We start from the raw sequence: 25,018 nt of genomic DNA on the forward strand, positions 1-25,018 counted from the left end.
TGCCGCTGTCAGTAGTCCCGTTTGAAGAACAGGCCAAAGCCGGTTTCGCCCTCGCTGTCGACGGTGCCCTGCACTGTCAGGCTGCCGGTCACATCCAGATTGATGCTCAGCTCGCTGTCGCCGCGGGTGTTGACGTTGAAGTCGGTATAGACGTTCTCGGCCACATAGCCGCCCAGTCCCAGCTGCCCGGCGCCCAGGTTGTCGGCCCCGATATCGGCATCATCGGCACCGGTGGCCTGGCGCAGCTTGCTCTGCGCCAGGCCGCCGCGCCCGCTGAGCGTCAGCGCCGATCCCGCCAGCCGCGCCAGCGCCAGCGGCGAGATATCCTGGATATTGTCACCGAACAGCAGCAGCGCCAGCGCCTCTTCAGAGGGCCGCGGCGGGTCCGACGTCACCTTGATTTCCGGTGCATCGACACGGCCCGAGATTTCCAGCGTTGCCGTGCCCTCGCCGGTGGCGGCGGTGGATTTGAACTCCAGATAGGGTTTCAGGTCGCCCAGCAGGGTAATGCGGCCCTCATCCAGCTCCAGCCGGCGGCCGAGGATGTCAAAGGTGCCGCGGATCAGGCTGATCTGGCCCGATGGCGACAGCCGCGCGGTGGTGCCGCGCAGGCGGATCCCGCCGCCCAGCTCCGCGCGCAGGCCGCGGCCGCGGGCAAAGATCCGCGAGGGCGCGCTGATCAGGATATCCAGTTCGGTCCGGGCCGAGCCGCCGCCGCCGCCGCCGCTGCCGGTCAGCCCGGCGCGGGCCAGGGTCTGCCGCACGTCGCGCGGCGCGCCGACATGCCGGACCGGCGGGATCGGCGCCGCCGAGACCGAACCGCCGGCAGTGTTGAGGTTGATATTGGTCTCGCCCACATCAATCCGCCCCTCGATCCGGTTGTTGCCCGCCATCGCCCCGGACATCGCCAGGCTGCCGTTCAGAAGGGTTTCATACGACAGGTGATCGGTGACCACGACATCGCCGATGGCGATCTGCAGGTTGCCGTTGAAGGGCGGCAGCAGCCCGACCGGGCCGCTGATCCGCACCGTGCCGCCGTCGCGCGGGCGGGCCGAGACCTGCACCTGCGCGCTGGAGCGGGCAAAAGAGACCGTGGCATTGATATCGTCGACCCGCTGCGCCGCGGCAGGGATGGCAAGCGAGGCGCCGGGGGCCGTGACGGTGCCGCTCAGGGCCTCGAGAGCCGGCGCGCCCCGCAAAGCCAGGTTGAAGTTTGCAGGACCCTGCAACAGGTTGGGCGAGATGAACGGGTTCAACCCTTCCAGCCGCAAAGTCCCTTTGGCGGTCACATCAGCGGTGCCCTCGGCCTCGTTCCAGCTGCCCGCGATCCGGCTGTCAATGCCCGCGGGGCCGCTGGCGGTGCTGTCCACTGTCCAGGTGCCATCGCGGCGGGCGGCGGTGCCCTTGGCGGCCAGACGCCCGGGCAGGTCGGGCACCAGCTGCTGCAGCCGGCCGATGACGGCATCAAACCGCAGGTCGGTGTCGCCATTGGTTTCGGCAAAGCGGCCCTCGGCCTCCAGGGCAAGGTCCGCCGGACCGCCGGCCTGGGCGGCCACCTGCCATTCGCCGTTGCGGCGCTCCGCCGTGCCTTCGGCCGTCAGCCGGCCCGCCAGCTGCGGTACGAACCGCTCCAGCTCGTTGAAGGCGGCGGCAAAGGTGAAATCGGCATCGCCCTCCAGCGTGACCGACCCGTCCAGCCTGGCGCTGGAGGAATGCGGGCCGGTCAGTTCGGCCACCCCGTCCAGCCGCTGTCCGGTCCGGGTGAGACTGGTGGTCAGCTCCAGCGTGCCGGGGGCCTGCGGCAGCAGCACCTCCAGCCGGGTCAGCCGGGCCGAGATCTCCATCTGCCCGGCATCATTGTTGAGCGTGCCTGCGGCAGAAGCCTCCAGCGCGCTGCCGGCCAGCGCGAACCGGTCAATGGCGATGCCGGCCTCGTCCCGCGACGCCTTGAGCGCCAGCGTGGTGGTGCCTGCCAGCAGCTCATCCGCCTTGGCGATCCCGGCTGAAAGGTCCTCGGCGATCAGCTCCAGCTCGGTGTCGAAGGCGCCGGACAGCGGGGTGAACGACCCTTGGATGTCCGCCCGCACCGCGCCGCCCAGGGGACGTCCGGCCAGCTCCGAGAACCGCGCCAGTTCCGACGCCTCTGCGGTCAGGTCCGCGGTGATCTTCAGCCCCTCTTCCAGCCCGTCAAAGGCGGCATCGCCCGCGGCCTGGTAATCACTGCCGCGCAATTCCATGCCGGTGATCCGCAGCGCGCCGGGGCCTTCGGTGCTGAGGGTGCCGTCAAAGCGGATGTCGCTGCCGGTGGCCTTGGCCAGCGCCGGGTCGCGCGGCTGAAACCCGCTGAGCGCGGCCGACAGCCGGCCCTCCAGCGCAAAGCCGCTGCCTTGGTCCAGGGTGCCGCGGCCGGTGACCTCCGCCTGATCCACCAGCGCACCCGGGTGGCTCAGCTGGTTCAGGACCCCGTCCAGGGTCCAATTGCCGTCCGACGTTTTTCTAAGCTGCAGATCCGCCGCCGCCAGCGTGGTCTGGCCGCCGCCCACCGGCAGGGTCACCGCGGCCTGGCCCGGGGGCGGGGTGATCGCGGCCTTCAGATTGGCAGTGTCCAGCCTGCCGCCCGCCGCCAGCGCCGCAGCGCCGCTTACCTGCAGCGCCCGCGTGCGCAAAGCCAGCATGTCCAGCGTCATTGCGCCGCTGCCCGCGCGTGTGCCTTTGACGCTGAGCCGCAGCCCGGGGCCAAAGAAGGGCCGGTGCACCAGCGGCAGCAGCACGTCGATATTGCCGCCCAGGTCGGCGGAGAAGCGGATGTCGCGCGGCGTTTCCGGCGCCGCCTCCGCCGGCAGGGGCTGCGCCGCCAGCACCACCTTGCCCGCCAGCCGTTCGGTCCCGTTGGAGCTGAAGCCGATATCGGCGGTGAAATCCGTCACCGGCCCGCTGCCCTTGGCGGTGAGCTGCAGATCGGGATTGCCAGGCAAGTCCAGGCTGCGCGAGATCAGCCCGCCGGGGGCTTCCTCCAGCGCCAGGTCCAGGGTGATCTGCTGGGTCTCGTTCGCATAAGCCGCCTCCAGCCGCAAATGGTCGCCGGGCCTGTCCAGCCGCACCGCCTCCAGCTTGGTGTCCAAAGCGCCGTCCGCCAGCTGCAGCGAGCCCTCTACCGACAGGCTGGCAGCGGTTCCGGCCAGCGCCTCGCCCAGCTCGATCCGTTCCGCCTTGACCACGCCCAGCTCTATCGCCACCGGCAGTTCCGGCAGGGTAAAGGGCGTGGCCTCCGCCTCCGGCAGCTCCGGGTCCGGCGGCAGCGGCTTGGGCGCGCGCTCCACCGCGATACGCTTGGCCGACAGCTCATTGACCGAGAACCGGCCGCGCAGCAGCTCCAGCCGGTTCCAGTCCAGCTCCGCGTCCTCGATGGTCAGCCAGATGCCGTCTTCGTCGGCCACTGTGATCTTGCTGATCCTGGCTACCGAGGAAAACGCCCCCTCCAGCCCGCTGACGCTGATATAGCGGCTGTCGCCCGACAGCGTGTCCTCCAGGAAATCGACCAGCAGCCCGCCGGCATCCTCTTTGGCGGTGTCCTGCGCGGCAACCGGCGCCACGCTGAGGCCCAGGGCCAGGCTATAGGCAAGTAGCTGTCTCAAAACGCCTGTCCTATCCCGATATAGAATTGCAGCCCGTCCTCGGACCCGCCGTCCACCGGATAGGCGAGGTCGAGCCGGATCGGGCCGATCCCCGCCACGTCATAGCGCAGGCCGAAGCCGGCGCCGGCATGGCGCGCCGAGGAGCCGGAGACGAAACTGTCCGCATCGACAAAGCCGATGTCATAGAACCCGACCAAGGAGATCTTGCCGGTGATCTTGCCCCGCACTTCGCCGGACAGCGCCAGAAACCCGCGGCCGCCGGCAGTGCCGCCGTTTGCGGGCACACCCAGCGACTGGAACTCATGCCCGCGCACCGTTCCCGCACCGCCGGAGAAGAACAGCAGGGTGGGGGAGATGCCGCTGAGCGACGGCCCGATCACCGAGCCCATCTGCAGCCGCCCGGCCAGCACGATCCGGTCGTCTGCGCCCAGCCCGTAATAGGCGCGCCCGTCTGCCTTCATCTGCAGCCCGGATTTGCTGCCGCCGATACCGATAAAGGGCGTGGCCCCGCCCTGCAGGTAGTAGCCGCTGGCCGGGTTCACCCGGCTGTCGCGCTTGTCGTATTCGGCCCGGAGGCGGCCCGCAACATACTTGAACCGGCGCTTGCCGAACACGTCCTCGGCCAGGATCGAGGACACCCCCAGCGCCGCCTCGGCAAAGAAATCGTCGGAAAACGTCCGCCGCACACCTGCGGCGCCAAAGACGCGGGTGGCCTTGTAGTGCTCCTCGTCCAGCTGTTCGGCCTCGGCCAGGTAGAAGATCAGGTCATCCGGCCCCAGCGCCGCGGGCCGGTCCAGCCGTACTGCGATGCGGCCGTCAATGTCATTGCTGCTGCCGATGCCGCTGAGCCGTGCCTCGATGCGCAGCTTCTCCGCGGCGCCGAACAGGTTGCGGTGCATCCAGCTGCCCGACAGCTCCAGCCCGTCGGTGGAGCTGATCTCGGCCCCGAAGGTCAGGCGGCGCGGCGGCAGGTCCTCGACCACTGCGGTATAGTCCAGGGTGCCGTCCGGGTTCGGCTGCTCGGCCTCGCGCAGCACCACGCTGGAAAACGAGCCGGTGCGGCGCAGCCGGGTGGCGGATTTGGCAAGCAGATCGGGGTGGAACCGATCCCCCGCCGGGAAACCCGCGATCCGGCGGATGGCCTCCTCGCGCACGTTTGTGTCGCCGGTCACGCGCATCCGGCCAAAGCGCAGGCGCGGCCCCGGGGCCAGCCGCAGCTGGGCATCCAGGCGGGCTTGCAGGTGATTGGCGGTGATGGTCTGGTCTGACACCGTGGCCTTGGCATGGCCGCTGCGCCGCCAGGCCCGGACGCCGGCAGCCGCCGCATCCCGGATCGCACCGGTGCTGGCAGGCTGTCCGGAAGCGTATTCTTCGGGAAACTTCACGTCGCTCTGCCGGGGCAGCGGTGCCATCTCCGCCTTGCCAAAGGCAAACCGCGGGCCGGGCTGGACGGTGATTTCCACCTTGCTGACGGTCCGCGGCGGGTTCAGCGGCTGGATCCCGGCCGCCTCGCGCCCGTCCAGACGGATGTTCACCACCGGCGAAAAATGCCCGCCATCATAGAGCACCTGCACCAGTGTCCGATAATCCGACAGGGCCGCGGCCAGCAGTTCCTGCACATTGGTCTCGCCGCTGGCGGCAACTGACGCCGAGGCGCCTCGCAGCCGCTCTGCCAATGCTGCGTCCGCGCCGGGGGCCTCAAGCGTGGTCTCGGCGCCAAAGGCGGCAGGCGGCAGCAAGGCCAGGAGACTGAAGGCAATGACGCACGCCAAAGGGCGCGGGCGGAAGGGAAAATTCATGTCTGCTCCGGCAGCGGGCGTAAAATTCCATCTGGAACTCCGCAGGGCTCCAAACGCTTGCGGCCAGCCTAGCACGGGGAAATTGCGGGATGGAACCGGCAAAGCAGCAGGATTCCGCCCGCTTGCGGCAGCGGCGGATTGCTGCGCATGGGGCAGAGGGCCCGCCCGGGCGGGCCGGCGGGGGCTGCCGGCATTTTTCCGCCGGTTTGGCGGGGGGCGCCGGAAAATGGCGGCAAAGATGATTGGAAAGTGGCAGGGAGGCTGTAGTGTCCGCATCAGCTCCGGCAGGCAAACCTGCCGGAGCTGGCACTGATTAACAAAGCTACATAGAGTCAACGTCAGGCGCAGCCACCACTCACAAAGCAGCCAAACCTGGCAAGAATGATACCACTCGGAAGGTTACTGTCCAGATAATTGTCGGATTGATAATTTCCCCGTGGTGACATTAAATGTCTGCAGGGTAAGAAATGGTGCCAGGGCATAGGTATTAGGTAACCAGGGATTTGGTTGTGGATCGGTTAAGGTCAATTTTCGAACTTAGGGATATGCTCCACCAGATGGAGCGCGATATCGGCCTTGACCGTCTCAGCCGGGTTGAGCGGGATGTTCTTCTCGCCGCCCACGCGGTGACCGCCGCCCCGGGGGCGCCGGTGCAGTCCGAGCAGATCCGCAGCCACCGCCTGGTTCAGGGCATTGCCCAGGCCACCTTTCACCGCACGCTGAAATCGCTGCTGGATCTGGGGCTGCTCGAACGGGCGGGCGGCAGCAAGGCCAAGCACTACGTGGTCCGCTTTGAAGCGGCGGCAAAGTAGCACACCGGGCAAGGGCATCATCGGATTGCAGCTGCCGCCGCCGCTGTCTAAAGGGGCGGCATGTCAGTAGCAGCCAAGTTCATTTCCCGATTTCAGGGTTTCGCGGTGATCATCGCCGTCTATGTCATCTGCCACGGTCTGACCGCCTGGGCGGTCACCCCGGTGCAGAACCTGTTCCTGCCGGACATCACCGTCTTTGCCAGCCTGGCCTACCTGCCGCATGGGGTGCGGGTGCTGAGCGTCTGGCTGTTCGGCTGGAAAGCCATCCTGCCCCTCGCTGCGGGCGCGCTTCTGTCGGAGGCGCTGTTCACTGCGGCCAATGTGCGGCAGCTGATGGAGCCGGTGCTGCTGGAGTCGGTCGCGGTGGGCGCCGTCTCCGCCTTTGCGGCTTTCGAGATCGCCTGGCTTTTCGGCTGGAACCTCTATTCCGGCCAGTCGCGCCGGATTGCCTGGACCGGGCTGCTGGCCATCGGTGCGCTGGCGTCGGTCATCAATTCCATGGGGCAGTCGGTGGTGTTTTCCGGCCTGATCTTCCCCGGCGACCAGCTGCCGGTGATGGCGGTTTACGCGGCGGGGGATCTGATCGGCCTTGCGGTCTGCATGGTTGCGCTGATGCTGATCTTCCGCGCGCTCCGGCTGGCGGGAAAGTCCCGCAAGCCGCAGGAATAGCCAAGCCCGCCAACGGCTGGCCCGCGGCAAACGCAACCGGCTGAGGCGGGACTCAGCCCGCCATCAGCCGCGCCACATCCAGCATCCGGGCGGAAAAGCCCCATTCATTGTCGTACCAGCCGAACACCCGCACCTGCCTGTCTCCGGCCATGCGGGTCTCCGGCCCGGCAATCACCAGCGACTCGGGCCGCGCCCTGAGGTCGGAGGACACCAGCGGCATATCGGTCCAGCCCAGCACCTTTGAGGCCGCCACGCCTTCGCGCAGCGCAGCAAGGAACTCTGCCTCGCTCATCGGCGTCTTCAGCTGCGCCACCAGATCCACCGCCGAGACGCTGGCGGTCGGCACCCGCACTGCAGCACCGCTGATCCGGCCTTTCAGGTGCGGCAGCACCTCGTCGATCAGATGCGTCGCCGAGGTGGTGGTCGGCACCATCGATTGGGCGCCGCCGCGGGAGCGCGCGAAATCGCCGCGCGGCGCATCCACCATCGGCTGCGAGTTGGTATAGCAGTGGATCGTCGTCATATGCGCGGTGTCAATGCCGGCGATGCCGTCCAGCAGCTTGACCAGCGGCGTCAGCGCATTGGTGGTGCAGGAGGCGTTGGAGACGATCCTTGTCTCCCCCAAAGCGTCCTCGTTGGCGCCCAGCACCATGGTCAGCTCGGCGGCGGGGGAGGGGCCGGAAATCAGCACCTTGGCCGCACCCGCCTTGATGCCGCGCTCCGCCACATCCGAGGTGCGGGCGATGCCGGTGCATTCCAGCACCAGATCGACGCCGGACAGATCCACCCGTGTCAGGTCGGGCTCATGGCTCACCGGAATGGACCGGCCCAGCACCTGCAGCGCGTCGCCGCCATGCTCTACTGGATGGGCAAAGGGGCCGAATGTGCTGTCGTACTGGAACAGATAGGCGCACATGTCCAAAGGCGCGATATCGTTGATCCGCACCACTTCGATGCCGTCTCCGCGCGATGTGGTCAGAATCTGGCGCAGGATGGCGCGGCCGATACGGCCGAATCCGTTGATAGCAAGTTTCATGCGCAATCTATGGCAGGCGGGCCGGGACGGCTCAATCCATGCACCCCGGAAAATGATCACATTTCACCGGGAGGATGTTTCAGAAAAAACCGTAAAACCGCGCAACCGCCAGAGGCGCCGCTATTTGCGGCAGATCACCTGGGCATAATAAGTGCCGGTGATATTGCGCACCATCGTGTCCAGATTGACGCTGCAGCCGGTGGCCGCCCGCATTGCCCGCACCGCCTGACGGGCGGTCAGGACCGCGGGCGGGCGGAAGGCCAGATGCTCCAGGTTCATCCGCGTGGCGCTGTAGCGCTGCGGCGTGCCCTCGACAGGCGCCACCAGCCAGTCGCGGCCCAGCACGGTGACCCTGGTGCCTTCCACGTCCTTGGCCGTTACGGGCGGGGCAAGCGCGGCGCACAGGGCCGCCGCCAGTGCAGTCTGTCTCATCATCGAAATGCTCCTGCGGGAAATACCTGCGTTCAGCCTAACGCAGCACCGGCACAAAGCAAGATGCGCCTTCAGAGATGATCCACCGCCTCCGCCTGGCGCAGCTCGGCGGCGCACAGCTGCAGGCCGCGCAGCAGCCGTTCTCCATCGGCGTCCGGATTCAACCCGCGCGGGGCCGAGCAGCCTGCGACAATCGGCGTCTGTCCGGGGCGCGACACTGGCACCGCATAGCCGGTGATCCCGGCCTCGAACTCGCTGTCGGTCAGGCAATAGCCCTGGTCACGCGCCTGCGTGACGCGCTCCAGAATGGCGCCGGGGTCGGTCAGCGACTGGCCGGTGTGGCGCGGGATACTGGTTTTTGCCAGCACCGCCGCGGCGTCTTCTGGCGGCAGCCCGGCCAGCAGCATCCGCCCCAGGCTGGTATGGGCCAGCGGAATATGCGAGCCGGCCGTGAAGCCATAGGTGATATGGCCATGATCGACGGTGGACTGCGCCAGCAGCAGCACCCGGCCCTGGTCCAGCATCGCCAGCGTCACCTCGATCTCCATCTGCCGGGCGTGGCGGTTCAGCACCGGCTGCACCCGGCGGCCGAACTGATTGGCCTGCAAAAAACCGCCCGCCAGCGCCAGCACCCGCGGGGTCAGCGACAGCATCCGCCCGTCCTGTCGCAGATACCCCGCCTGCACCAGCGTCAGCGCGCCCCTGCGGGCGGTGGCACGGTCCTGGCCGGTGCGCCGCGCAATCTCTGCCAGGGTCAGGCTGGGAGTGGCCGCATCAAACACCGCCAGAACCGCCAGCCCCTTGGCAAAGCTCGACGAAATATTCCTGTCCTGTTCCACCGATGTCATTTGCGCCGCCTGTGCTGATCCAGAAAAACTGCCGCCGGTCGCGGCGGGTTTGTGCGAATGCTGCACACCATGTTCGCTTTGCGCACGCTGTCAAGCCGCAAAACCTCCGCAATATCCGCATTGCGCAGGCGTTTGCGGGAATTCTTTGCCTCAGGCTGGACGCAAGGGCCATTTCCGGTGCAATTTCAATCAGCTCGCTAGCCAGGAGGCCGCCCATGGCACAAGATTTCACATCCGGCAAACTGGCCCGCCTGGGGCTGCTGACGCCCGAGGACTGCCGCAAGGCGGCAGAGATCACCTCCCGCGCGCAGTTCGACGGGATCGAGACGGTGCGGGTGCTGTTCCCCGACCAGCACGGGCTCTTGCGCGGCAAGACGGTGATGGCCGATGCTTTTGCCAGCGTCTTTGACCGCGGCCTCAACGTGCCCGCGACTTTGCTGCTCAAGGACACATCGCACCGCAACGCCTTTCCGGTCTGGGAGGGTGGCACCGGCCTGGCGGGGCCGATGCAGGGCGCGGGCGACGTGCTGCTGGTGCCGCGCCCCGAGACCTTCCGGGCGCTGCCCTGGTCGGGCCATTCCGCCTGGATCTTCTGCACGCCTGTCTGCCCGGACGGCCGCGCCATCCCCTTTGCCTCCTGCAATGTGCTGCAGCGCCAGGTGGACCAGCTGGAAGCGCAGGGCATGGCCGCAACCTTCGGGCTGGAGGTGGAATTCCACATCTTCGAGCTGGCGGACAAATCCGCCGCCCACGATCAGGCCGGCCGCCCCGGTGCGCCGGTGCAGACCCGCAACCTGACACAAGGGTACCAGTATCTGACCGAAACCCGCTATGGCGAGGCGGAGGGGGTGCTGGACCTGCTGCGCCGCAACGCCCAGAAGCTTGGCCTGCCGGTGCGCTCCGTGGAAATTGAAATGGGCCCCAGCCAGGTAGAATTCACCTTTGCCCCCGACGGCGCCATGGCCCAGGCCGACGCGATGGTGATGTTCCGCACCATGGTCAAGGAAGTCTGCACCAGAAGCGGCCTGCATGCCAGCTTCATGGCCAAGCCGCGGCTGGACCACGTGATGGCCAACGGCTGGCATGTGCATCAGTCGCTGCTGGATCTGGCCACGGGACGCAACCTGTTCGTGCCGGAAACCGCCGGGATGCTGTCCCCGCCCGCCAGCGCCTGGATGGCGGGGCTGCTGAAATACGCGTCCGAGACCTCGCTGCTGATCGCCCCCACGGTGAACAGCTACAAGCGCTATCTGCCCTACCAGCTGGCCCCCAGCCGGATCGGCTGGGGCGAGGACAACCGCGGCGCCATGCTGCGCGCGCTGATGCATCCCCAAGACCCTGCCAGCCGGATCGAGAACCGCGCCCCCGACAGTTCCGCCAACCCCTATTACGCGCTGGCCGCCCAGATCATCGCAGGCGCCGCCGGGATCAGGGAAGGGCTGGAGGCCCCGAAACCCACCCTGTCGCCCTACAGCGAAGAGGCTGAGCGCCTGCCGCGCTCGCTGGGCCAGGCGCTGGAGGGGTTCGCAGGCTCGGCCCTGTGCCGCGCTGCGCTGGGGGAGGACACCGTGGATTACCTCCTGCAACTCAAGCAATTCGAATGGGAGCGCTACCTCGACACCGTCAGCGAATGGGAGCAGGCGGAGTATTTCAACCTGTTCTGAGCCCCCGGCGGGGCAGGTCCGGACCGGGTGAAAAACTCATCCTCCGGGGGATTTGCCGTCTTGATCGCCGGCCCCGCCCATTGATAGCGTATACCCGCGCATGCAGGGGCCGGCACCGCCGGTTCCCGCCCGCTACCGGCACCAATTGCGGCGGCCAAACCCACATGCAAATTCCAAGCCTCTTCTAAGGAAAACCAAACCCATGAAATATACCGAGGAACACGAGTGGCTGCTGCCCGAGGACGACCTGATCACCGTCGGCATCACCGCCCACGCCGCCGAGCAGCTGGGCGAGGTGGTCTATGTCGAGCTGCCGGAGCCGGGCACCGAAGTCTCCAAGGACGACGAGATCGTGGTGATTGAATCGGTCAAGGCGGCCTCCGACATCCTGGCCCCGCTCGACGGCGAGATCGTCGAGGTGAACGAGGCGCTGGCCGATGACCCTGGCAAGGTGAACGACGACCCCGAAGGCGGCGCCTGGTTCTTCAAGATCAAGCCCTCCGACCTGTCGCCGATGGACGATTACATGGATGAAGCGGGCTACAAGGACTTCATCAGCTGAGTTTTCCGGTCCGCCGCGGCGGCGGCGGGCCTTGCGCCCTGGCGATCACGATCCCGCCAGCGCCCTATGCACCCGCCGGTTGCGGGCTACCATCCGGTCATCGCCGCAATACCCGGGAGGTGCGCCATGACCGGATTTTCCGGCCTCAAGGCCTTGTTCATCAATACATCGCTGAAAAAGGACGGCAGCAAAAGCCACACCCGCCTGCTGATGGAGGCGTCCTCCGCCATCATGTCAAAGAACGGCGTTTCGGTGGAGCATCTGCACATGCTCGACCACCAGGTGCCGCCCGGCGTCTACCCGGACATGACCGAACAGGGCTGGGACCGCGACGACTGGCCCAGGATCTGGGAGAAGGTGAAGGCGGCACAGATCCTGGTGATCGGCACCCCGATCTGGCTGGGCGAGGAAAGCTCGGTCTGCCGCATCCTCATCGAGCGGCTATATGGCATGAGCGGCGGGCTGAACGACAAGGGGCAGTCGATTTTTTATGGCAAGGCAGGCGGCACGGTCATCACCGGCAACGAGGACGGCATCAAGCACACTGCGATGACGATCTGCTACGCGCTCAGCCATCTGGGCTTCACCATCCCGCCGCAGGCCGATTGCGGCTGGATCGGCGAGGCCGGACCGGGGCCGTCCTACGGCGACGAGGTGGACGGCAAGCCGGCCGGTTTTGAGAACGAATTCACCCAGCGCAACACCACCATCATGACCTGGAACCTGATGCACCTGGCCGCCATTCTGCGCGATGCGGGCGGCTACCCGAACGAGGGCAACGACCGCAACGCCTGGTCCGCGGGCTGCCGGTTCGACTACGAAAATCCCGATTACCGCTCATAGCCGCAAGGGGGCGTCCGAGGCTGGCGCAGATATCCGTCCTGTTTCCTGCCGGAAACAAGACGGTGCCTCCGGCGGGGCGTGATGCGCGTCCAGGAAACCGCCCGGGGGACGGTTTCAGCGCAGACCGGGCGACGCCCCGGGCCAGATCAGGCCGGATGAAGCAAGCCGGGTGTTTTACGGACGTCTGCTCAGTACCCGCGTTCACGGTCCACTTCGTGCAACAGGTTTTCCCCAGCCTCCAGCCGGCGGTAATTCTCCGCCACGTCCCGTAACGCATCGCCCAGGTGCCAGCCCGACACATGCGGGGTGATGGTGACTTGCGGGTGCGCCCACAAGGGGCTGTCCGCGGGCAGCGGCTCCTGATTGACCACATCCAGAACCGCGTGGCCGGGCGTGCCCGTGTCCAGCGCTTCCAGCAGCGCAGTTTCGTCCACCAGATCGCCGCGGCCCGCATTGATCAGCACAGCACCGGGCTTCATCGCCGCCAGCATCTCCGCATCCATCAGCCCGTGGGTGGCGGGGGTGGAGGGCAGGATCGAACAGACATAATCGCACTCCGCCAGCATCTGCGGCAGCGCCGCCCCGCCGTGGCGGCAATCGACGCCCTCGATCTCCTTGGGCGAACGGCTCCAGCCCAGCACCCGGAACCGCATGTCCCGCATCAGCCGCGCCGTCATGCCGCCGATATGGCCCAGGCCCAGCACGCCCACGGTGGTTTCCGCCGGACGCCGCGGCGCCAGCGGCTCCCAGGCGCTGCGGGCCTGCGCGGCCGCATGCGCCGCCATGTTGCGCTGGCCGCGCAGCACATAAGCCAGGCAGTATTCGGCAATCTCATGCGCGGGCTCCTGCGGCTTCAGCCGGGCGACCCGCACATGCGGCGCCAGGCTGGGATGCGCCACGATGGTATCCACCCCGGCGCCCAGCTTCTGCACCAGCTGCAGGTTCGGCAGCCGTGCCGCCAGGTCGCCCGTCAGCGCCGAGGCCGCCAGCACCGTGATCTCTGCCAGATTGCCGGGGGCCGAAATCGGGCGGATGTCGGTGCCGGGCGCAATCGCCCGCAGCTCTTCCGCCAGCTGTTCCTCCGTGTACCAGCCGTCGTGGCCGATGCTGATCAGAACTGCCATGGGTGCCCTCCTCCTTGCCGCATCTGTCCTTGGTGGCGGACTAAGCCACGGTTCGGCGCAAAGCGAAAGCCGTTTTTCATGCGGCGCTGCGGGCCTCTGGCGCGTCAGTCCAGCCGCCGCACCAGGATCTGGTTGCCCTCGCCGCGCTTGGTCTCGAACAGCCGCAGCGAGGCGATCAGATCGCTCAGCTTGCGCTTGCCATAGCTGCGGGTGTCGAAATCCGGCGCCGCCGCGGTGATGTACTGGCCGATCTGGCCCAGCGTGAACCACTCGTCGTCCTGGTCGATCGCATCCATCGCGCGCACCACCAGCTTGGTCGGATCCGCCAGCTCCGCCGGCGCATTGCCGTTGCCGTCTTCCTTCTTGGGCTTCGGCTTGGGTTTGCCCGGCTCCTCCAGCAGGTTCTCGACATAGATGAACCGCTTGCAGGCCTGCACGAAAGCCGCCGGCGTCTTGCGCATGCCCATGCCGAACACATCCACCCCCTGTTCGCGGATGCGGCTGGCCAAACGGGTGAAATCACTGTCCGAGGAGATCAGCACAAAGCCGTCGAACCGGCCCGAATGCAGGATGTCCATCGCATCGATCACCAGCGCGATGTCCGATGCGTTCTTGCCGGTGGTATTGGCAAACTGCTGGTGCGGCACAATCGCCAGCGCCGCCAGTTTTTCCTTGTTCCAGCCCTGGGGGCTGCCGCCGGCGAAATCGCCATAGATGCGGCGGATGCTGGCCTCGCCGAAGGAGGCGATCTCCTCGAACATCGCCTCCGCATATTTGGCCGAAATATTGTCGGCGTCGATCAGGACGGCCAGAAGCGGCGGTTTTGTGGTGTTTGCCATTGCGGAGTCGTGCCTCTTTTGAGTGTGCCCGGAGGGGACGGCAGCGCGCTGCCTGCCATCGGACCCTGCGGGTGTGGTTGGGGTGAGTATGTGCAGCGCCCGCCAAGATGCAAGGGCGGCCTGCTGCACCGGAACCCGGCAGCGGCTGCCAGCCGGTGCTCGGGGGGGTGTACGGGAGGGCGCCGGTTTCCTGTCCCGGCAGCATCTCAGGCGAAAGGGTCTTCCGGATATCCAACCCGCGCCAGATAGAGCCCGTGGCCGGGGCACACCGGCCCGCAGGCGGCACGGTTGCGGGCCTCCAGCGCGGCCTTCACATCGGCGGGCTCCCAGGCCCCGGCACCAACCCGCTCCAGCGTGCCGACAAAGCTCCTGACCTGATTGTGCAGAAAGCTGCGGGCGCGGACATGAAAGTGGATTTCCGGCCCGGAAAAGCCCTGCACCCGCTCCACCGTCAGCGCGTCCAGCGTCTTGACCGGGCTGGCCGCCTGGCAGATCGAGGAGCGGAAGGTGGTGAAATCATGGTTCCCGATCAAATAGCTGGCGGCGTCCTGCATGGCATCGGCGTCCAGATCATGGCTCAGCTGCCAGACCTGGCCCGCGTCATGGGTGGCCGGTGCGCGGCGGATCAGGATGCGGAACAGATACTGCCGCTCAACGGCCGAGAACCGGGCGTGCCAGTCATCCTCGACCCGCGCACAGCCGACAATCGCCACCGGATCGGGTTTCAGGTGGTAATTCAACGCCTCCGACAGGCGGAACGGATCCCACGCCTTGGCCAGATCGCAATGCGCCACCTGTCCCAGCGCATGCACCCCGGTATCGGTCCGCCCGGCGGCGGCGATGGTGTGCTCCCCGGGTTCCAGCCGCGCCAGCGCAGCCTCGACCGCCCCCTGGACCGAGGGCAGGTCCTTCTGCCTCTGCCAGCCGGCAAAAGGCTTCCCGTGGTATTCGACTTTCAAAGCAAAACGCGGCATGAGCGGGCAAGTAGCAATGCAACAGGGCCGGGGCAAGTCCCCTGTGCACTCTGGTAAGCCGCAGGCGGGCTGCCTATCTTTGTGCGGGCAAGAACAGAGCAGGATCAGGGCCTTGGTGATAACCTCCCTTGCAGACGGGGTGATGAGCGGAGTGGAGAGTGCCGCCAGCGGCCTCTCCTCGGCGCTGTTCGGCCGGCCCTTGCGGCTGGGCGTCACCGGACTGGCGCGCTCCGGCAAGACGGTGTTCATCACCGCGCTGGTGGCGAACCTGATGGACCGGGGCCGGATGCTGCAGCTGACCGCTGCGCGCGAGGGGCGGATCGAGGCCGCCTTCCTGCAGCCCCAGCCCGACGACACCGTGCCGCGGTTCGATTATGAAACCCACCTCGCGGCCCTGACCGGGCCGTCACCCCATTGGCCGGACAGCACCCGCGCGGTCTCCGAGCTGCGTCTCAGCCTGAAGGTGCGGCCCGCCGGCCTTCTGTCCGGGCTGCAGGGCCTGCGCACGCTGCATCTCGATATCGTCGACTATCCGGGCGAGTGGCTCTTGGACCTGGCGCTCATGGACAAAAGCTATGCCGAATGGTCCGGGGACGTGCTCGCCCGTCTTGCATCCCGCCCGCAAGCGCAGCAGTTTCTGGCAGAGAAATCCAAGGCTGTCCCCGCGGGGGCACATGACGAGCCGCAGGCGCAGGGGCTTGCCGCCGCCTTCACGGAGTACCTGCGCGCCGCCCGCGCCGCCGGCTTTTACGATTGCACCCCGGGCCGCTTCCTGCTGCCCGGCGACCTAGAGGGCTCGCCGGTGCTGACCTTCGCACCGCTGCCGTCTGAGGCCAGCCCGCCGCGCGGCAGCCTCTGGCGCGAGATGGAGCGCCGCTACGAGGCCTATAAGTCCAAGGTGGTGAAACCTTTCTTCCGCGACCACTTCGCCCGCATCGACCGCCAGGTGGTGCTGGTGGATGCGCTGTCGGCGATCCACTCCGGCCCGCAGGCGGTGGAGGATCTGCGCCATGCGATGGCCGACATCCTCAGTGCCTTCAAGCCGGGCCGCAACCATTTCCTGACCCGGCTCTTGGGCGGCAAGCGGGTGGAGAAGATCCTGTTCGCGGCCACCAAGGCCGACCATCTGCACCACGCCCAGCACGGCCGGATGACCGCCATCATCGAGGCGCTGACCCGCGAGGCGCAGGACCGCGCCCGCTTTGCCGGCGCTGAAACCGCGGCGCTGGCGATGGCCTCCCTGCGCACCACCACCGAGGAAATGCGCGCCCATGACGGCGGCGAACTCCCCTGCGTGCGCGGCACCCTGCTGGAGAGCGGCAAGCAGGCGGCTTTCTATCCCGGCGCGCTGCCCGAAGACCCTGCGCAGCTGCTTGCCCCGGCCCGCCAGGGGGCTGAGCGCTGGCTCGAGGGCGACTATCAGGCGATGGCTTTTGCCCCGGCGCCGCTCACTCTGAAACATGACAGCGGCCCGCCGCACATCCGCCTCGACCGGGCCGCCGAATTCCTGATCGGAGACGCCTTGTGATCCTCTCCCTGCGCCCCGCTGCCCCCCTCGATGCCGGTGCCGCGGGGGACATCCTCTACCGGTTCCAGCAGGACACCAAATGGATGCCCAAGCTCTACACCTCGGCTGAGGCGATCTCATTCTGCGGCATGATGATCGATCGCGGCTGGGTCACCGTGGCGGTGCGGGATGGCCGTGTGCAGGGGTTCCTGGCCCGCGACGGCGCGGAGGTCTGTTCGCTCTACCTCGCCCCCGGCGCCTGCGGGCAGGGGGCGGGCAAGGCGCTGCTGGATGCAGCCAAATCGGCCTCGCCGCGGCTGACCTTGCGCACCTTTTCCGCCAACATCCGCGCCCAGAAGTTCTACCGGCGCGAAGGCTTTGCCGAGACCGGGCGCGGCGATGGCGCGGACAACGAGGAGGGGCTGCCCGACATCGCCTATGAATGGCGCGCGGCCCGGGAGGCGGCGGCATGAGCAAGAAACCGGTGCTGTTCGATCTGGAGGATGAAGCAAAGGCTCCGCCAGTGGCAGAGGCGCCGCCGGTGCCGGATCCGGCACCGCTGGCGGCGCAGCCCGCGGCGATGGAGCAGGCGGCCCGGATCGCCGCCCGCAGGCCGTCGCGGCTGGCCCGCTGGTTCTGGGCGCTGCTGGTTGCGGTGGTCGGCGCCATGGCCTCGGTGGCGGCCTGGGACTTTGCCACCGGGCTGATTGACCGGGTGCCGGTGCTGGGCTGGGCGGTCAGCGTTGGGCTGGCGCTTCTGCTGCTGCTTGCGCTGGCGATGGCGCTGCGGGAACTGGCGGCGCTGTCGCGGCTGCGGCGGGTGGATGCCCTGCGCCATCAGGCGGCTGAGGCCGCAGACCTGGCCGCAGCCCGCGCCTTCACCGACCGGCTGGAGGCGTTCTACAAGGGGCGCGACGAACTCGCCTGGCACCAGGCCCGGCTGGCGGAGCGCCGGGCAGAGGTCCTGGATGCTGATACGCTGCTGCTGCTGGCGGAGGCGGAGCTGCTGGTGCCGCTGGATGCGCTGGCGCTGCGGGAGGTCGAAGCCGCGGCCAGGCAAGTCGCTGCTGTGACGGCGCTGGTGCCGATGGCGCTGGCGGATGTGCTGACGGCGCTGGTCTCCTCGCTGCGGATGATCCGCCGGGTGGCGGGGGTCTATGGCGGGCGGCCCGGGCTCTTCAGTTCCTGGCGGCTGACCCGCGCGGTGCTGGCGCATCTGGCCGCCACGGGCGCGGTGGCGGCCGGCGATGACCTGCTGGAGCCGGTGCTGGGCGGCTCAGTGCTGTCGAAACTGTCCCGCCGCTTCGGCGAGGGGCTGGTCAACGGCGCGCTGTCCGCCCGTGTCGGGATTGCGGCAATGGAGGTCTGTCGCCCGATGCCGTTCTCCCCGCAGCACAAGCCCAGCACCCGCAAAGTGGTGCAGCGGGCGCTGACCGGCCTGTTCTCCAAGACGAAGTAGGCGGCGTGCTCAGGCTCATGCGCAGCATGAGCCATGCCCAAGCCTGCCGGTGCTGTGGCAGGGCCAGAACACCGGCAGGCGCGGGAGTGCTGCCCTTGCCGGGTCAGAACAACTTCGGCGGCTGGTCCTTGGGCTGGCGCATCGCCACGACGCCGGTGCGGAAGCCCTCGCCGATCCGGTCGGCCAGCGCCCCCCATTGCAGCGCGGTGCGCTCCGGCAGCTCGGCGCGCAGCACCTCGTGGAACAGGCCCAGCCACAGCGGGAAATGCTCTGCCTTCACATCCGGCCGCGACACATGCTCCCGCATCGGATTGCCGCTGTAGCTTTTCTCCCGCAGAATCGCATTGCGCCAGAAGCCGGCAATTTTCTCCTCATGCTCCGGCCAGTCCTCCACATGGGCGGCAAACACCGGCCCCAGCACCGCATGCGCGCGCACGCGGGCATAGAAGACGCTGACCACGCGGGCGATCTCCGCTGCGGAGATTTCGAACCGCGCCAGCGGGTTTTGCGTTTCGGTCTGGGTCATCATCTGCTCCGGTCTGCCTGCGCCCGCTAGATAGGGCGAAGGCGGTGCCAGCGGAAGGGGGCAGGCGCATCTGCCGCAGCGCGGCTGTGCGGCACCGCTGGCGCCCGGCGTCCCTGCCGCTATGGTGGGTGGAGAATTTGCCAAAGGTATTGATTTATGGCGGTGAACACCAAGCGGATTCTGGTTCTGGGTGCCTATGGTTTTATCGGCGCTGAGGTTGTCCGTGCACTGCAGGCCGCGGGGTTTGCCGTGGCGGGCCTTGGCCGCTGTGCTGAGCAGGCCGCGCGGGTTCTTCCGGGCGTGCCGTTTGCCAGGGGGGACCTTCGTCATCTGCTGCAGCCCGAAGACTGGATGCCGCTGCTGCAGGGCGTGGATGCGGTCGTGAACTGCGCCGGCGTGCTGCAGGACATGACGCCGGGAGAGCTGGAGGCCGTGCATCACACCGCCGTCACCGCGCTTGCGGTTGCCTGTGCGGATCGCGGCATCAAGGTGGTTCAGGTTTCGGCTGCCGGCGCGGCGCCGCACGCCGCGACAGAGTTCATGCGCAGCAAGGCGCGCGGCGACGCGGCCCTGCGGGCCTCCGGTGCCGCGGCTTGGATCCTGAAGCCCGGGCTGGTGATCGGGCAGGGGGCCTTTGGCGGCACTCGGTTGCTGCGGATGCTGGCGGCAGTGCCGCTGGTGCAGCCCGTGGCGCTGGCAAAGGCGCCGGTGCAGTGCATCGGGATGGCGGATCTGGCGGCTGCTGTGGCTGCCGCGCTGAATGGGGTGCTGCCGCCCGGCACCTATGATCTTGTGGAGGACCAGCCGCACAGTTTGGAGGAGGTGCTGGCAGAGACCCGGTCCTGGCTGGGGTTTACATCTGCCCGGATGGTGTTGCGGCTGCCGGGCTGGCTGCTGTGGCCGGTGGCGGCGGGTGCGGATGCATTGGGCCGCCTTGGCTGGCGTTCGCCTTTGCGCAGTACGGCGATTGCCGAAATCCAGAGCGGCGTGCGCGGCGATCCGGAACCCTGCCGCGCGGTTACGGGGCGGGGGATGGCGACTTTGCCATCCATTTACCGATCACTGCCCGCGGGCCGTGAACAGCGGCTGGATGCGCGGATGGCGCTGGTGATGCCCTTTGCCGTTGCGGTGCTCAGCCTGTTCTGGCTTGCCTCCGGTCTGATCGGCCTGTGGCAGCTGGAGGCCGCCGCCAATGTGCTGATGGCCGAAGGCTGGAGCATCTTTCCGGCCAAGACCAGTGTGGTGTTCTGGGCGTTTGCCGACATTGCCCTGGGGCTTGCGGTCCTGTGGCGGCCCTGGGCGGCGCGGGCCTGCCTGGGGATGGCGGCGGTTTCGCTGGTCTATCTGATGTCGGCCAGTGTGGCCGCGCCGCAGTTGTGGGCGGATCCGCTGGGACCGCTTGTGAAGGTGCTGCCGGGGATCCTGCTTGCACTGATGACCCATCAGTTGCTGGAGGAGCGCTGAGATGGATCCGGACCTGATCCTGCGCTGGCTGCATGTGGTTGGCGCTTGCGTGCTGCTTGGAACCGGGGCCGGCATTGCCTTCTTCATGCTGATGGCGCATCGCACCCGCGATCCGAATCTGATCGCCCATACCGCAGGCGTGGTGGTGCTGGGAGATCTGTTGTTCACCACGGCGGCAGTGATCGTGCAGCCCGTCACCGGCGGTGTGCTGGCCTGGCGGCTGGGCTGGCCGCTGAGCGAGGGCTGGCTGTCGCTGTCGCTGCTGCTATATGTGCTGACCGGTGCCTTCTGGCTGCCGGTGGTCTGGATCCAGCTGCGGCTGCGTGATCTGGCCCGGGCGGCAGCGGAGGCCGGCAAGGCGCTGCCTGAACGCTATCACCGGCTGTTCGCCATCTGGTTTGCCTGCGGCATTCCCGCTTTTGCGGCGGTGCTGGCGATAGTCTGGCTGATGCTGGCGCGGCCGGATCTCGGGGTGTGGCTGGTGCGGTAATGAATTCACCATCGCCCGGCACCGCCGCCGGGCTGCGGCGCATCTGCCGCTTTACCCTTTTGCGGGACCATCCTATAAGGCCTCTCATGTCCCTATACGCGGCCATCATTATTCGAATTATGTCCCCGGCGCTCTGAACACGTGAGCCGCCGGGCAAAGGCGCTTGAGCCATCGCGCCGAACCGAATATCCCAATTCCCGACCTTGATCATCCAAAGGACGCCCCCGATGTGCGCCGACACGCCCCAGACGCCTGATTACAAAGACACCCTCAACCTGCCGAAAACCGATTTCCCGATGCGCGCAGGCCTGCCCAAGCGCGAGCCCGGCTGGCTGGAGCGCTGGGCGCAGATCGGCGTCTACGGAAAACTGCGCGACAAGGCCGCCGCGGCCAAGGGCACCGGCGCGGAGCGCAAGCCCTTCACCCTGCATGACGGCCCGCCCTACGCCAACGGCCACCTGCACATCGGCCATGCGCTGAACAAGACCATCAAGGACATGATCGTGCGCTCGCACCAGATGATGGGTTTTGATGCGCGCTATGTGCCGGGCTGGGACTGCCACGGCCTGCCGATCGAGTGGAAGATCGAGGAGCAGTACCGCAAGAAGGGCAAGAACAAGGACGCGGTGCCGGTGGTCGAATTCCGCCAGGAATGCCGCGCCTTTGCGGATGAATGGGTGGGCATCCAGCGCGAGGAATTCAAGCGCATCGGCATCACCGGCAACTGGGATGATCCGTATCTTACCATGAACTACCACGCCGAAGCGGTGATCGCGGATGAGTTCATGAAGTTCCTGATGAACGGCACGCTGTACCAGGGCTCCAAGCCCGTGATGTGGTCGCCGGTCGAAAAGACCGCGCTGGCCGAGGCCGAGGTCGAATACCACGACAAGGAAAGCTTCACCATCTGGGTGAAGTTCAAGGTGGCCGAGGCGGGCGGCTTTGTGGCCGCCGACGGCGAGGATGCCGATTTTGCCGGCGCGGACTCTGCGCTGGTGGCGCAGGATCTGGAAGGCGCCCATGTGGTGATCTGGACCACCACCCCCTGGACCATCCCGTCGAACAAGGCGGTGGTCTACGGCGCCGAGATTGCCTATGGCCTTTATGAGGTGACCGGCACGCCCGAGGAATGCTGGGCCAGCACCGGCGACCGCTTCCTGCTGGCCGACAACCTGGCCGCGGATGTGTTCAAGCGCGCCCGTCTCGGCGGGGATCAGTACAAGCGTCTGCGCGGAGTTTCGGCTGACGAGCTGTCCAGCCTGTCGCTGAAGCACCCCCTCGCAGGCGCCGACGGCTCGAACGGAGAATGGGACGCAATCCGCGACTTCCGCGCAGCCCCCTTCGTGACCGACACCGAGGGCACCGGCTTTGTCCACTGCGCGCCCAGCCACGGGATGGAGGAATTCGAGCTCTACCGTGATCTGGGCATGCTGGAGCAGGTCATCACCTACAACGTGATGGACGACGGCTCCTTCCGCGCCGATCTGCCGTTCTTCGGAGGCAAGTACATCCTGAACCGCAAGGGCGGCGAGGGCGATGCCAACAAGGCGGTGATCGACAAGCTGGTGGAGATGGGCGGACTGCTGGCGCGCGGCAAGATCAAGCACAGCTACCCGCATTCCTGGCGCTCCAAGGCGCCGATCATCTACCGCAACACGCCGCAGTGGTTTGCGAGCGTTGACCGCAAGATCGACGACGGCATGGGCGGAATGGGCGATACCATCCGCACCCGCGCGCTGCGCTCGATCGACGAGCTGGTGAAATGGTGGCCCCGGACCGGGCGCAACCGGCTGCATTCGATGATCGAAAGCCGCCCCGACTGGGTGCTGAGCCGCCAGCGGGCCTGGGGTGTGCCGCTGACCTGCTTCACCAGGAAGGGCGCCCTGCCGACCGATGCGGACTTCCTGTTGCGCAACGAAGAGGTCAACAAACGCATCGTCGCGGAATTCGACCAGCATGGCGCCGACGTCTGGTATCAGGACGGCTTCAAGGCCAAGGTGCTGGATGGCATCGCCGATGCAGACGCCTATGACCAGGTGTTCGACGTGCTGGACGTGTGGTTTGATTCAGGTTCGACCCATGCCTTCGTGCTGCGCGACCGCGAGGACGGCACCGCAGACGGCATCGCCGACGTCTACATGGAAGGCACCGACCAGCACCGCGGCTGGTTCCACTCCTCGCTCTTGCAGGCCTGCGGCACCAAGGGCCGCGCGCCCTACCGCAACGTGGTGACACACGGCTTCACGCTGGACGAAAAGGGCATGAAGATGTCCAAGTCGCTGGGCAACACCATCGTTCCGGAAGAGGTCATCAAACAGTACGGCGCCGATATCCTGCGCCTGTGGGTGGCGCAGACCGATTACACCGCCGACCAGCGGATCGGGCCGGAGATCCTGAAAGGCACCGCCGACAGCTACCGCCGCCTGCGCAACACCATGCGCTTCCTGCTGGGGTCGCTGAGCGACTTCAAAGAGGACCAGCGCGTCGCGCCGGCGGATATGCCCGAGCTGGAGCAGTGGGTGCTGCACCGGCTGGCCGAGCTCGACCACAAGGTGCGCAGCGGCTATCAGACCTTTGATTTCCAGGGCGTGTTCTCGGCGGTGTTCAACTTTGCCACCGTGGACCTGTCGGCCTTCTACTTCGACATCCGCAAGGACGCGCTCTACTGCGATGGCGACACCCTGAACGCCCGCGCCGCGCGCACGGTGCTGGACATTCTGTTCCACCGCCTGACCACCTGGCTGGCGCCGATCCTGGTCTTCACCATGGAGGAGGTCTGGCTGGAGAAATACCCGGGCGCGGGCAGCTCGGTGCATCTGCAGGACATTCCCGAAACCCCCGCCGACTGGCTGAACGAGCCGCTGGCGGCCAAATGGGCCAAGATCCGGCAGGCCCGCCGGGTGGTGACCGCCGCATTGGAGGTGCAGCGCACCGACAAGGTGATCGGTGCCTCGCTGGAGGCGGCGCCGGTGGTGCATGTGCGCGACGTGGAAGCGCTGGCGGCGCTGAAATCGGTGAACTTCGCCGATATCTGCATCACCTCTGACATTGCGCTGACCAATGATCCCGCCCCGTCGGAAGCTTTCCGGATGCCGGAAGTGGAGGGTGTGTCGGTGGTGTTCGAGAAGGCCGACGGCGGCAAGTGCCAGCGCTGCTGGAAGATCCTGCCGGATGTCGGCAGCCACAACCATGAGGGTCTTTGCGGCCGCTGCGACAGCGCTCTGGCTTAGCCTGAACTGCATCTTAGAATTGTACGCAACGCCCGGCTTAATTGCCGGGCGTTGTCTATTTTTGATATTGTTACGGTGTTTCCGGCGTTTTCCGCGCTGCGCCCTTGTGTATGGGAAATTTGGATTCCTCTAGATGTTGACCGGTTTTCCACAATTGGTTAAGAATTCGTTAATTCCATGTAGATTTTAGCCGTGATATTCAAAATATGGCATGGGGCAGGGGGACATTATCCAATGCTGAAGCTGAAAGCGGGCGCGCAACCGGCAGACGAGCCGGGCAAGCCGCGCGGTGCGTCTGTCCGGATTGAAGGTGTGTCGGCGCCGAAGAACATGAAAATCGGGCTGGTGGCCAGCGGCGGGCCAGCGAAGGCAAAGCCCTCGGTTGGCGGACCTGCACCCGGGGCCAAGCCGCTGCAGGCTGCGAAACCCGCTGCCGTGGCGCCAGAGGCGGCCCCGGAGCCGCAGCGATTTGCGCCGATGCCGGCCGAGGCTGGATCGGCTCTGCCGAAGCTGGGCCTTGCCGCTGCCGGGCTGGCGGTGGCCGCGGCGATGCTGCTCTACTTTCAATTCGGCGGCGCAGCGCCGGCAGAAGACACGCCGGTTGCGGCGCTGCAGGCGGACCATGGCGCGGACGCGGTTCCGGCAGGTGCAGCCGCCGCAGCAGGGCTGGAAACAACCGAAGCCAGCGGCGAAGACGCCCTGGTGGCCCGTATCACCGAAGGCACGCTGGCGGCACTGCGCAGCAAGCAGACGCAGCCCGCAGCAGCCGTACAGGCCGCGCCCGCTGCACCAGGCGAAGGCCCGGCGCTGTACAAGATGGTCCTGACCGCTGCGGCGCAGGGCCAGTCGGAGGCCTATATCGACCAGCTGGTGAACGGCGCCTACGAGCGGCAGGAGATTTCTGTTCCGGCCAGCCTGATCGGTGCTGACGGGCGGGTCGATACCGCCACCTTGATGGCGCTGTTCGTCGGCAACTGAGCAGCCAGAACTGCGGCGGTGCCGGAATGGCGCTGCCTTTCGGGCAGCAGCTCTGCCCCGCGCAACCTTGCCAATAGAAAATCAGAACAACAGGCGCCGCACGCTCTTTTTGCGGATCAGGCGCTGC

21 protein-coding genes are annotated in these 25,018 nt (G+C 67.1%); 12 read left to right on the forward strand and 9 right to left on the reverse strand.

The features are described 5' to 3' along the window. Positions 1 to 8 precede the first annotated feature (8 nt). Together OKQ63_RS03955 and OKQ63_RS03960 are read right to left on the reverse strand one after the other, a co-directional pair. The gene (locus OKQ63_RS03955) at positions 9 to 3,635 is read right to left on the reverse strand and encodes a translocation/assembly module TamB domain-containing protein (protein WP_264212670.1); all 3,627 of its coding nucleotides are present in this window, start codon (positions 3,633 to 3,635) and stop codon (positions 9 to 11) included. Next, positions 3,632 to 5,434 (reverse strand): autotransporter assembly complex protein TamA, encoded by a 1,803-nt coding sequence (locus OKQ63_RS03960; protein WP_264212671.1) that lies wholly within the window; start codon positions 5,432 to 5,434, stop codon positions 3,632 to 3,634. The genes OKQ63_RS03955 and OKQ63_RS03960 overlap by 4 nt, the downstream gene beginning before the upstream one ends. A 545-nt stretch (positions 5,435 to 5,979) precedes the next feature. Here OKQ63_RS03960 and OKQ63_RS03965 point away from each other — a divergent pair. Both OKQ63_RS03965 and OKQ63_RS03970 read left to right on the forward strand, forming a co-directional pair. Then, complete coding sequence (locus OKQ63_RS03965; protein ID WP_264212672.1) at positions 5,980 to 6,246, forward strand: hypothetical protein; 267 nt, start codon at positions 5,980 to 5,982, stop codon at positions 6,244 to 6,246. A gap of 60 nt (positions 6,247 to 6,306) precedes the next feature. After that, entirely contained in the window at positions 6,307 to 6,915 is a 609-nt protein-coding gene (locus OKQ63_RS03970) for a hypothetical protein (protein WP_264212673.1), read from the forward strand. 52 nt (positions 6,916 to 6,967) lie between these two features. Here OKQ63_RS03970 and OKQ63_RS03975 read toward each other — a convergent pair whose 3' ends face one another. From OKQ63_RS03975 to OKQ63_RS03985, 3 genes are all read right to left on the reverse strand, one after another. Beyond that, positions 6,968 to 7,951 (reverse strand): type I glyceraldehyde-3-phosphate dehydrogenase, encoded by a 984-nt coding sequence (locus OKQ63_RS03975; RefSeq protein WP_264212674.1) that lies wholly within the window; start codon positions 7,949 to 7,951, stop codon positions 6,968 to 6,970. A 120-nt stretch (positions 7,952 to 8,071) separates the two neighbouring features. Further along, positions 8,072 to 8,386 (reverse strand): hypothetical protein, encoded by a 315-nt coding sequence (locus tag OKQ63_RS03980; protein ID WP_264212675.1) that lies wholly within the window; start codon positions 8,384 to 8,386, stop codon positions 8,072 to 8,074. A 68-nt stretch (positions 8,387 to 8,454) separates the two neighbouring features. Beyond that, entirely contained in the window at positions 8,455 to 9,231 is a 777-nt protein-coding gene (locus OKQ63_RS03985; protein ID WP_264212676.1) for an IclR family transcriptional regulator domain-containing protein, read from the reverse strand. 215 nt (positions 9,232 to 9,446) lie between these two features. Between OKQ63_RS03985 and OKQ63_RS03990 the strand changes: the two genes are divergently transcribed. The 3 genes from OKQ63_RS03990 (at position 9,447) to OKQ63_RS04000 (ending at position 12,300) form a co-directional block, all read left to right on the forward strand. Next, positions 9,447 to 10,895, forward strand: a complete 1,449-nt coding sequence (locus OKQ63_RS03990; RefSeq protein ID WP_264212677.1) for a glutamine synthetase family protein — start codon at positions 9,447 to 9,449, stop codon at positions 10,893 to 10,895. Between the two features lie 202 nt (positions 10,896 to 11,097). Next, the gene (gene gcvH, locus OKQ63_RS03995) at positions 11,098 to 11,457 is read left to right on the forward strand and encodes a glycine cleavage system protein GcvH (RefSeq protein ID WP_264212678.1); all 360 of its coding nucleotides are present in this window, start codon (positions 11,098 to 11,100) and stop codon (positions 11,455 to 11,457) included. 126 nt (positions 11,458 to 11,583) lie between these two features. Continuing rightward, a complete protein-coding gene (locus OKQ63_RS04000; RefSeq protein WP_264212679.1) occupies positions 11,584 to 12,300 on the forward strand; it encodes a flavodoxin family protein in 717 nt (238 codons plus the stop codon). Between the two features lie 188 nt (positions 12,301 to 12,488). Here OKQ63_RS04000 and OKQ63_RS04005 read toward each other — a convergent pair whose 3' ends face one another. From OKQ63_RS04005 to truA, 3 genes are all read right to left on the reverse strand, one after another. Continuing rightward, positions 12,489 to 13,424 (reverse strand): 2-hydroxyacid dehydrogenase, encoded by a 936-nt coding sequence (locus tag OKQ63_RS04005; RefSeq protein WP_264212680.1) that lies wholly within the window; start codon positions 13,422 to 13,424, stop codon positions 12,489 to 12,491. 104 nt (positions 13,425 to 13,528) lie between these two features. Next, positions 13,529 to 14,263 carry an NYN domain-containing protein gene (locus tag OKQ63_RS04010; RefSeq protein ID WP_264212681.1) on the reverse strand — a complete coding sequence of 245 codons (735 nt, stop codon included), beginning with the start codon at positions 14,261 to 14,263 and terminating at the stop codon, positions 13,529 to 13,531. Positions 14,264 to 14,469: 206 nt separating this feature from the next. After that, on the reverse strand, positions 14,470 to 15,237 hold the full coding sequence (gene truA / locus OKQ63_RS04015; protein ID WP_264212682.1) for a tRNA pseudouridine(38-40) synthase TruA: 768 nt from the start codon (positions 15,235 to 15,237) through the stop codon (positions 14,470 to 14,472). 112 nt (positions 15,238 to 15,349) lie between these two features. Here truA and OKQ63_RS04020 point away from each other — a divergent pair, with 112 nt between their 5' ends. Genes OKQ63_RS04020 through OKQ63_RS04030 form a run of 3 tightly spaced genes read left to right on the forward strand, consistent with a single transcriptional unit; the run spans position 15,350 to position 18,203 of the window. Then, positions 15,350 to 16,765 (forward strand): YcjX family GTP-binding protein, encoded by a 1,416-nt coding sequence (locus tag OKQ63_RS04020; protein WP_264212683.1) that lies wholly within the window; start codon positions 15,350 to 15,352, stop codon positions 16,763 to 16,765. Further along, positions 16,762 to 17,217 (forward strand): GNAT family N-acetyltransferase, encoded by a 456-nt coding sequence (locus OKQ63_RS04025; protein ID WP_264212684.1) that lies wholly within the window; start codon positions 16,762 to 16,764, stop codon positions 17,215 to 17,217. The genes OKQ63_RS04020 and OKQ63_RS04025 overlap by 4 nt, the downstream gene beginning before the upstream one ends. Next, positions 17,214 to 18,203 (forward strand): YcjF family protein, encoded by a 990-nt coding sequence (locus tag OKQ63_RS04030; RefSeq protein WP_264212685.1) that lies wholly within the window; start codon positions 17,214 to 17,216, stop codon positions 18,201 to 18,203. The genes OKQ63_RS04025 and OKQ63_RS04030 overlap by 4 nt, the downstream gene beginning before the upstream one ends. A gap of 103 nt (positions 18,204 to 18,306) precedes the next feature. Here the strand turns inward: OKQ63_RS04030 and OKQ63_RS04035 are convergent, their stop codons facing one another. Beyond that, positions 18,307 to 18,729, reverse strand: coding sequence for a group III truncated hemoglobin (locus tag OKQ63_RS04035; RefSeq protein ID WP_264212686.1), 423 nt, complete (start codon positions 18,727 to 18,729; stop codon positions 18,307 to 18,309). A 156-nt stretch (positions 18,730 to 18,885) separates the two neighbouring features. On the opposite strand from OKQ63_RS04035, the gene OKQ63_RS04040 reads away from it, so the two are divergent. The 4 genes from OKQ63_RS04040 to OKQ63_RS04055 all read left to right on the forward strand — a co-directional run bounded on the left by OKQ63_RS04040 (position 18,886) and on the right by OKQ63_RS04055 (position 24,891). After that, on the forward strand, positions 18,886 to 20,193 hold the full coding sequence (locus OKQ63_RS04040; protein WP_264212687.1) for an SDR family oxidoreductase: 1,308 nt from the start codon (positions 18,886 to 18,888) through the stop codon (positions 20,191 to 20,193). Position 20,194: 1 nt separating this feature from the next. Beyond that, positions 20,195 to 20,683: a DUF2269 family protein gene (locus OKQ63_RS04045; RefSeq protein ID WP_264212688.1), complete on the forward strand. Its 489-nt coding sequence runs from the start codon at positions 20,195 to 20,197 to the stop codon at positions 20,681 to 20,683. A gap of 227 nt (positions 20,684 to 20,910) precedes the next feature. Next, the gene (ileS, locus tag OKQ63_RS04050; RefSeq protein ID WP_264212689.1) at positions 20,911 to 23,913 is read left to right on the forward strand and encodes an isoleucine--tRNA ligase; all 3,003 of its coding nucleotides are present in this window, start codon (positions 20,911 to 20,913) and stop codon (positions 23,911 to 23,913) included. A gap of 234 nt (positions 23,914 to 24,147) precedes the next feature. Continuing rightward, positions 24,148 to 24,891, forward strand: coding sequence for a hypothetical protein (locus tag OKQ63_RS04055; RefSeq protein ID WP_264212690.1), 744 nt, complete (start codon positions 24,148 to 24,150; stop codon positions 24,889 to 24,891). Positions 24,892 to 25,018 lie beyond the last annotated feature (127 nt).

This window comes from Leisingera thetidis, assembly GCF_025857195.1.
GTDB lineage: Bacteria > Pseudomonadota > Alphaproteobacteria > Rhodobacterales > Rhodobacteraceae > Leisingera > Leisingera thetidis.

What these genes read in the sequence shown, in the direction of transcription:
- OKQ63_RS03980 (WP_264212675.1), bottom strand. Translation starts at nt 8,386, where the DNA reads ATGATGAGACAGACTGCACTGGCGGCGGCCCTGTGCGCCGCGCTTGCC.
- OKQ63_RS03960 (WP_264212671.1), bottom strand. Translation starts at nt 5,434, where the DNA reads ATGAATTTTCCCTTCCGCCCGCGCCCTTTGGCGTGCGTCATTGCCTTC.
- truA (WP_264212682.1), bottom strand. Translation starts at nt 15,237, where the DNA reads ATGCCGCGTTTTGCTTTGAAAGTCGAATACCACGGGAAGCCTTTTGCC.
- OKQ63_RS04010 (WP_264212681.1), bottom strand. Translation starts at nt 14,263, where the DNA reads ATGGCAAACACCACAAAACCGCCGCTTCTGGCCGTCCTGATCGACGCC.
- ileS (WP_264212689.1), top strand. Translation starts at nt 20,911, where the DNA reads ATGTGCGCCGACACGCCCCAGACGCCTGATTACAAAGACACCCTCAAC.
- OKQ63_RS03990 (WP_264212677.1), top strand. Translation starts at nt 9,447, where the DNA reads ATGGCACAAGATTTCACATCCGGCAAACTGGCCCGCCTGGGGCTGCTG.
- OKQ63_RS03975 (WP_264212674.1), bottom strand. Translation starts at nt 7,951, where the DNA reads ATGAAACTTGCTATCAACGGATTCGGCCGTATCGGCCGCGCCATCCTG.
- OKQ63_RS03970 (WP_264212673.1), top strand. Translation starts at nt 6,307, where the DNA reads ATGTCAGTAGCAGCCAAGTTCATTTCCCGATTTCAGGGTTTCGCGGTG.
- OKQ63_RS04000 (WP_264212679.1), top strand. Translation starts at nt 11,584, where the DNA reads ATGACCGGATTTTCCGGCCTCAAGGCCTTGTTCATCAATACATCGCTG.
- OKQ63_RS04005 (WP_264212680.1), bottom strand. Translation starts at nt 13,424, where the DNA reads ATGGCAGTTCTGATCAGCATCGGCCACGACGGCTGGTACACGGAGGAA.
- OKQ63_RS04055 (WP_264212690.1), top strand. Translation starts at nt 24,148, where the DNA reads ATGCTGAAGCTGAAAGCGGGCGCGCAACCGGCAGACGAGCCGGGCAAG.
- OKQ63_RS04030 (WP_264212685.1), top strand. Translation starts at nt 17,214, where the DNA reads ATGAGCAAGAAACCGGTGCTGTTCGATCTGGAGGATGAAGCAAAGGCT.
- OKQ63_RS03965 (WP_264212672.1), top strand. Translation starts at nt 5,980, where the DNA reads ATGCTCCACCAGATGGAGCGCGATATCGGCCTTGACCGTCTCAGCCGG.
- OKQ63_RS04045 (WP_264212688.1), top strand. Translation starts at nt 20,195, where the DNA reads ATGGATCCGGACCTGATCCTGCGCTGGCTGCATGTGGTTGGCGCTTGC.
- OKQ63_RS03985 (WP_264212676.1), bottom strand. Translation starts at nt 9,231, where the DNA reads ATGACATCGGTGGAACAGGACAGGAATATTTCGTCGAGCTTTGCCAAG.
- OKQ63_RS04040 (WP_264212687.1), top strand. Translation starts at nt 18,886, where the DNA reads ATGGCGGTGAACACCAAGCGGATTCTGGTTCTGGGTGCCTATGGTTTT.
- gcvH (WP_264212678.1), top strand. Translation starts at nt 11,098, where the DNA reads ATGAAATATACCGAGGAACACGAGTGGCTGCTGCCCGAGGACGACCTG.
- OKQ63_RS04035 (WP_264212686.1), bottom strand. Translation starts at nt 18,729, where the DNA reads ATGACCCAGACCGAAACGCAAAACCCGCTGGCGCGGTTCGAAATCTCC.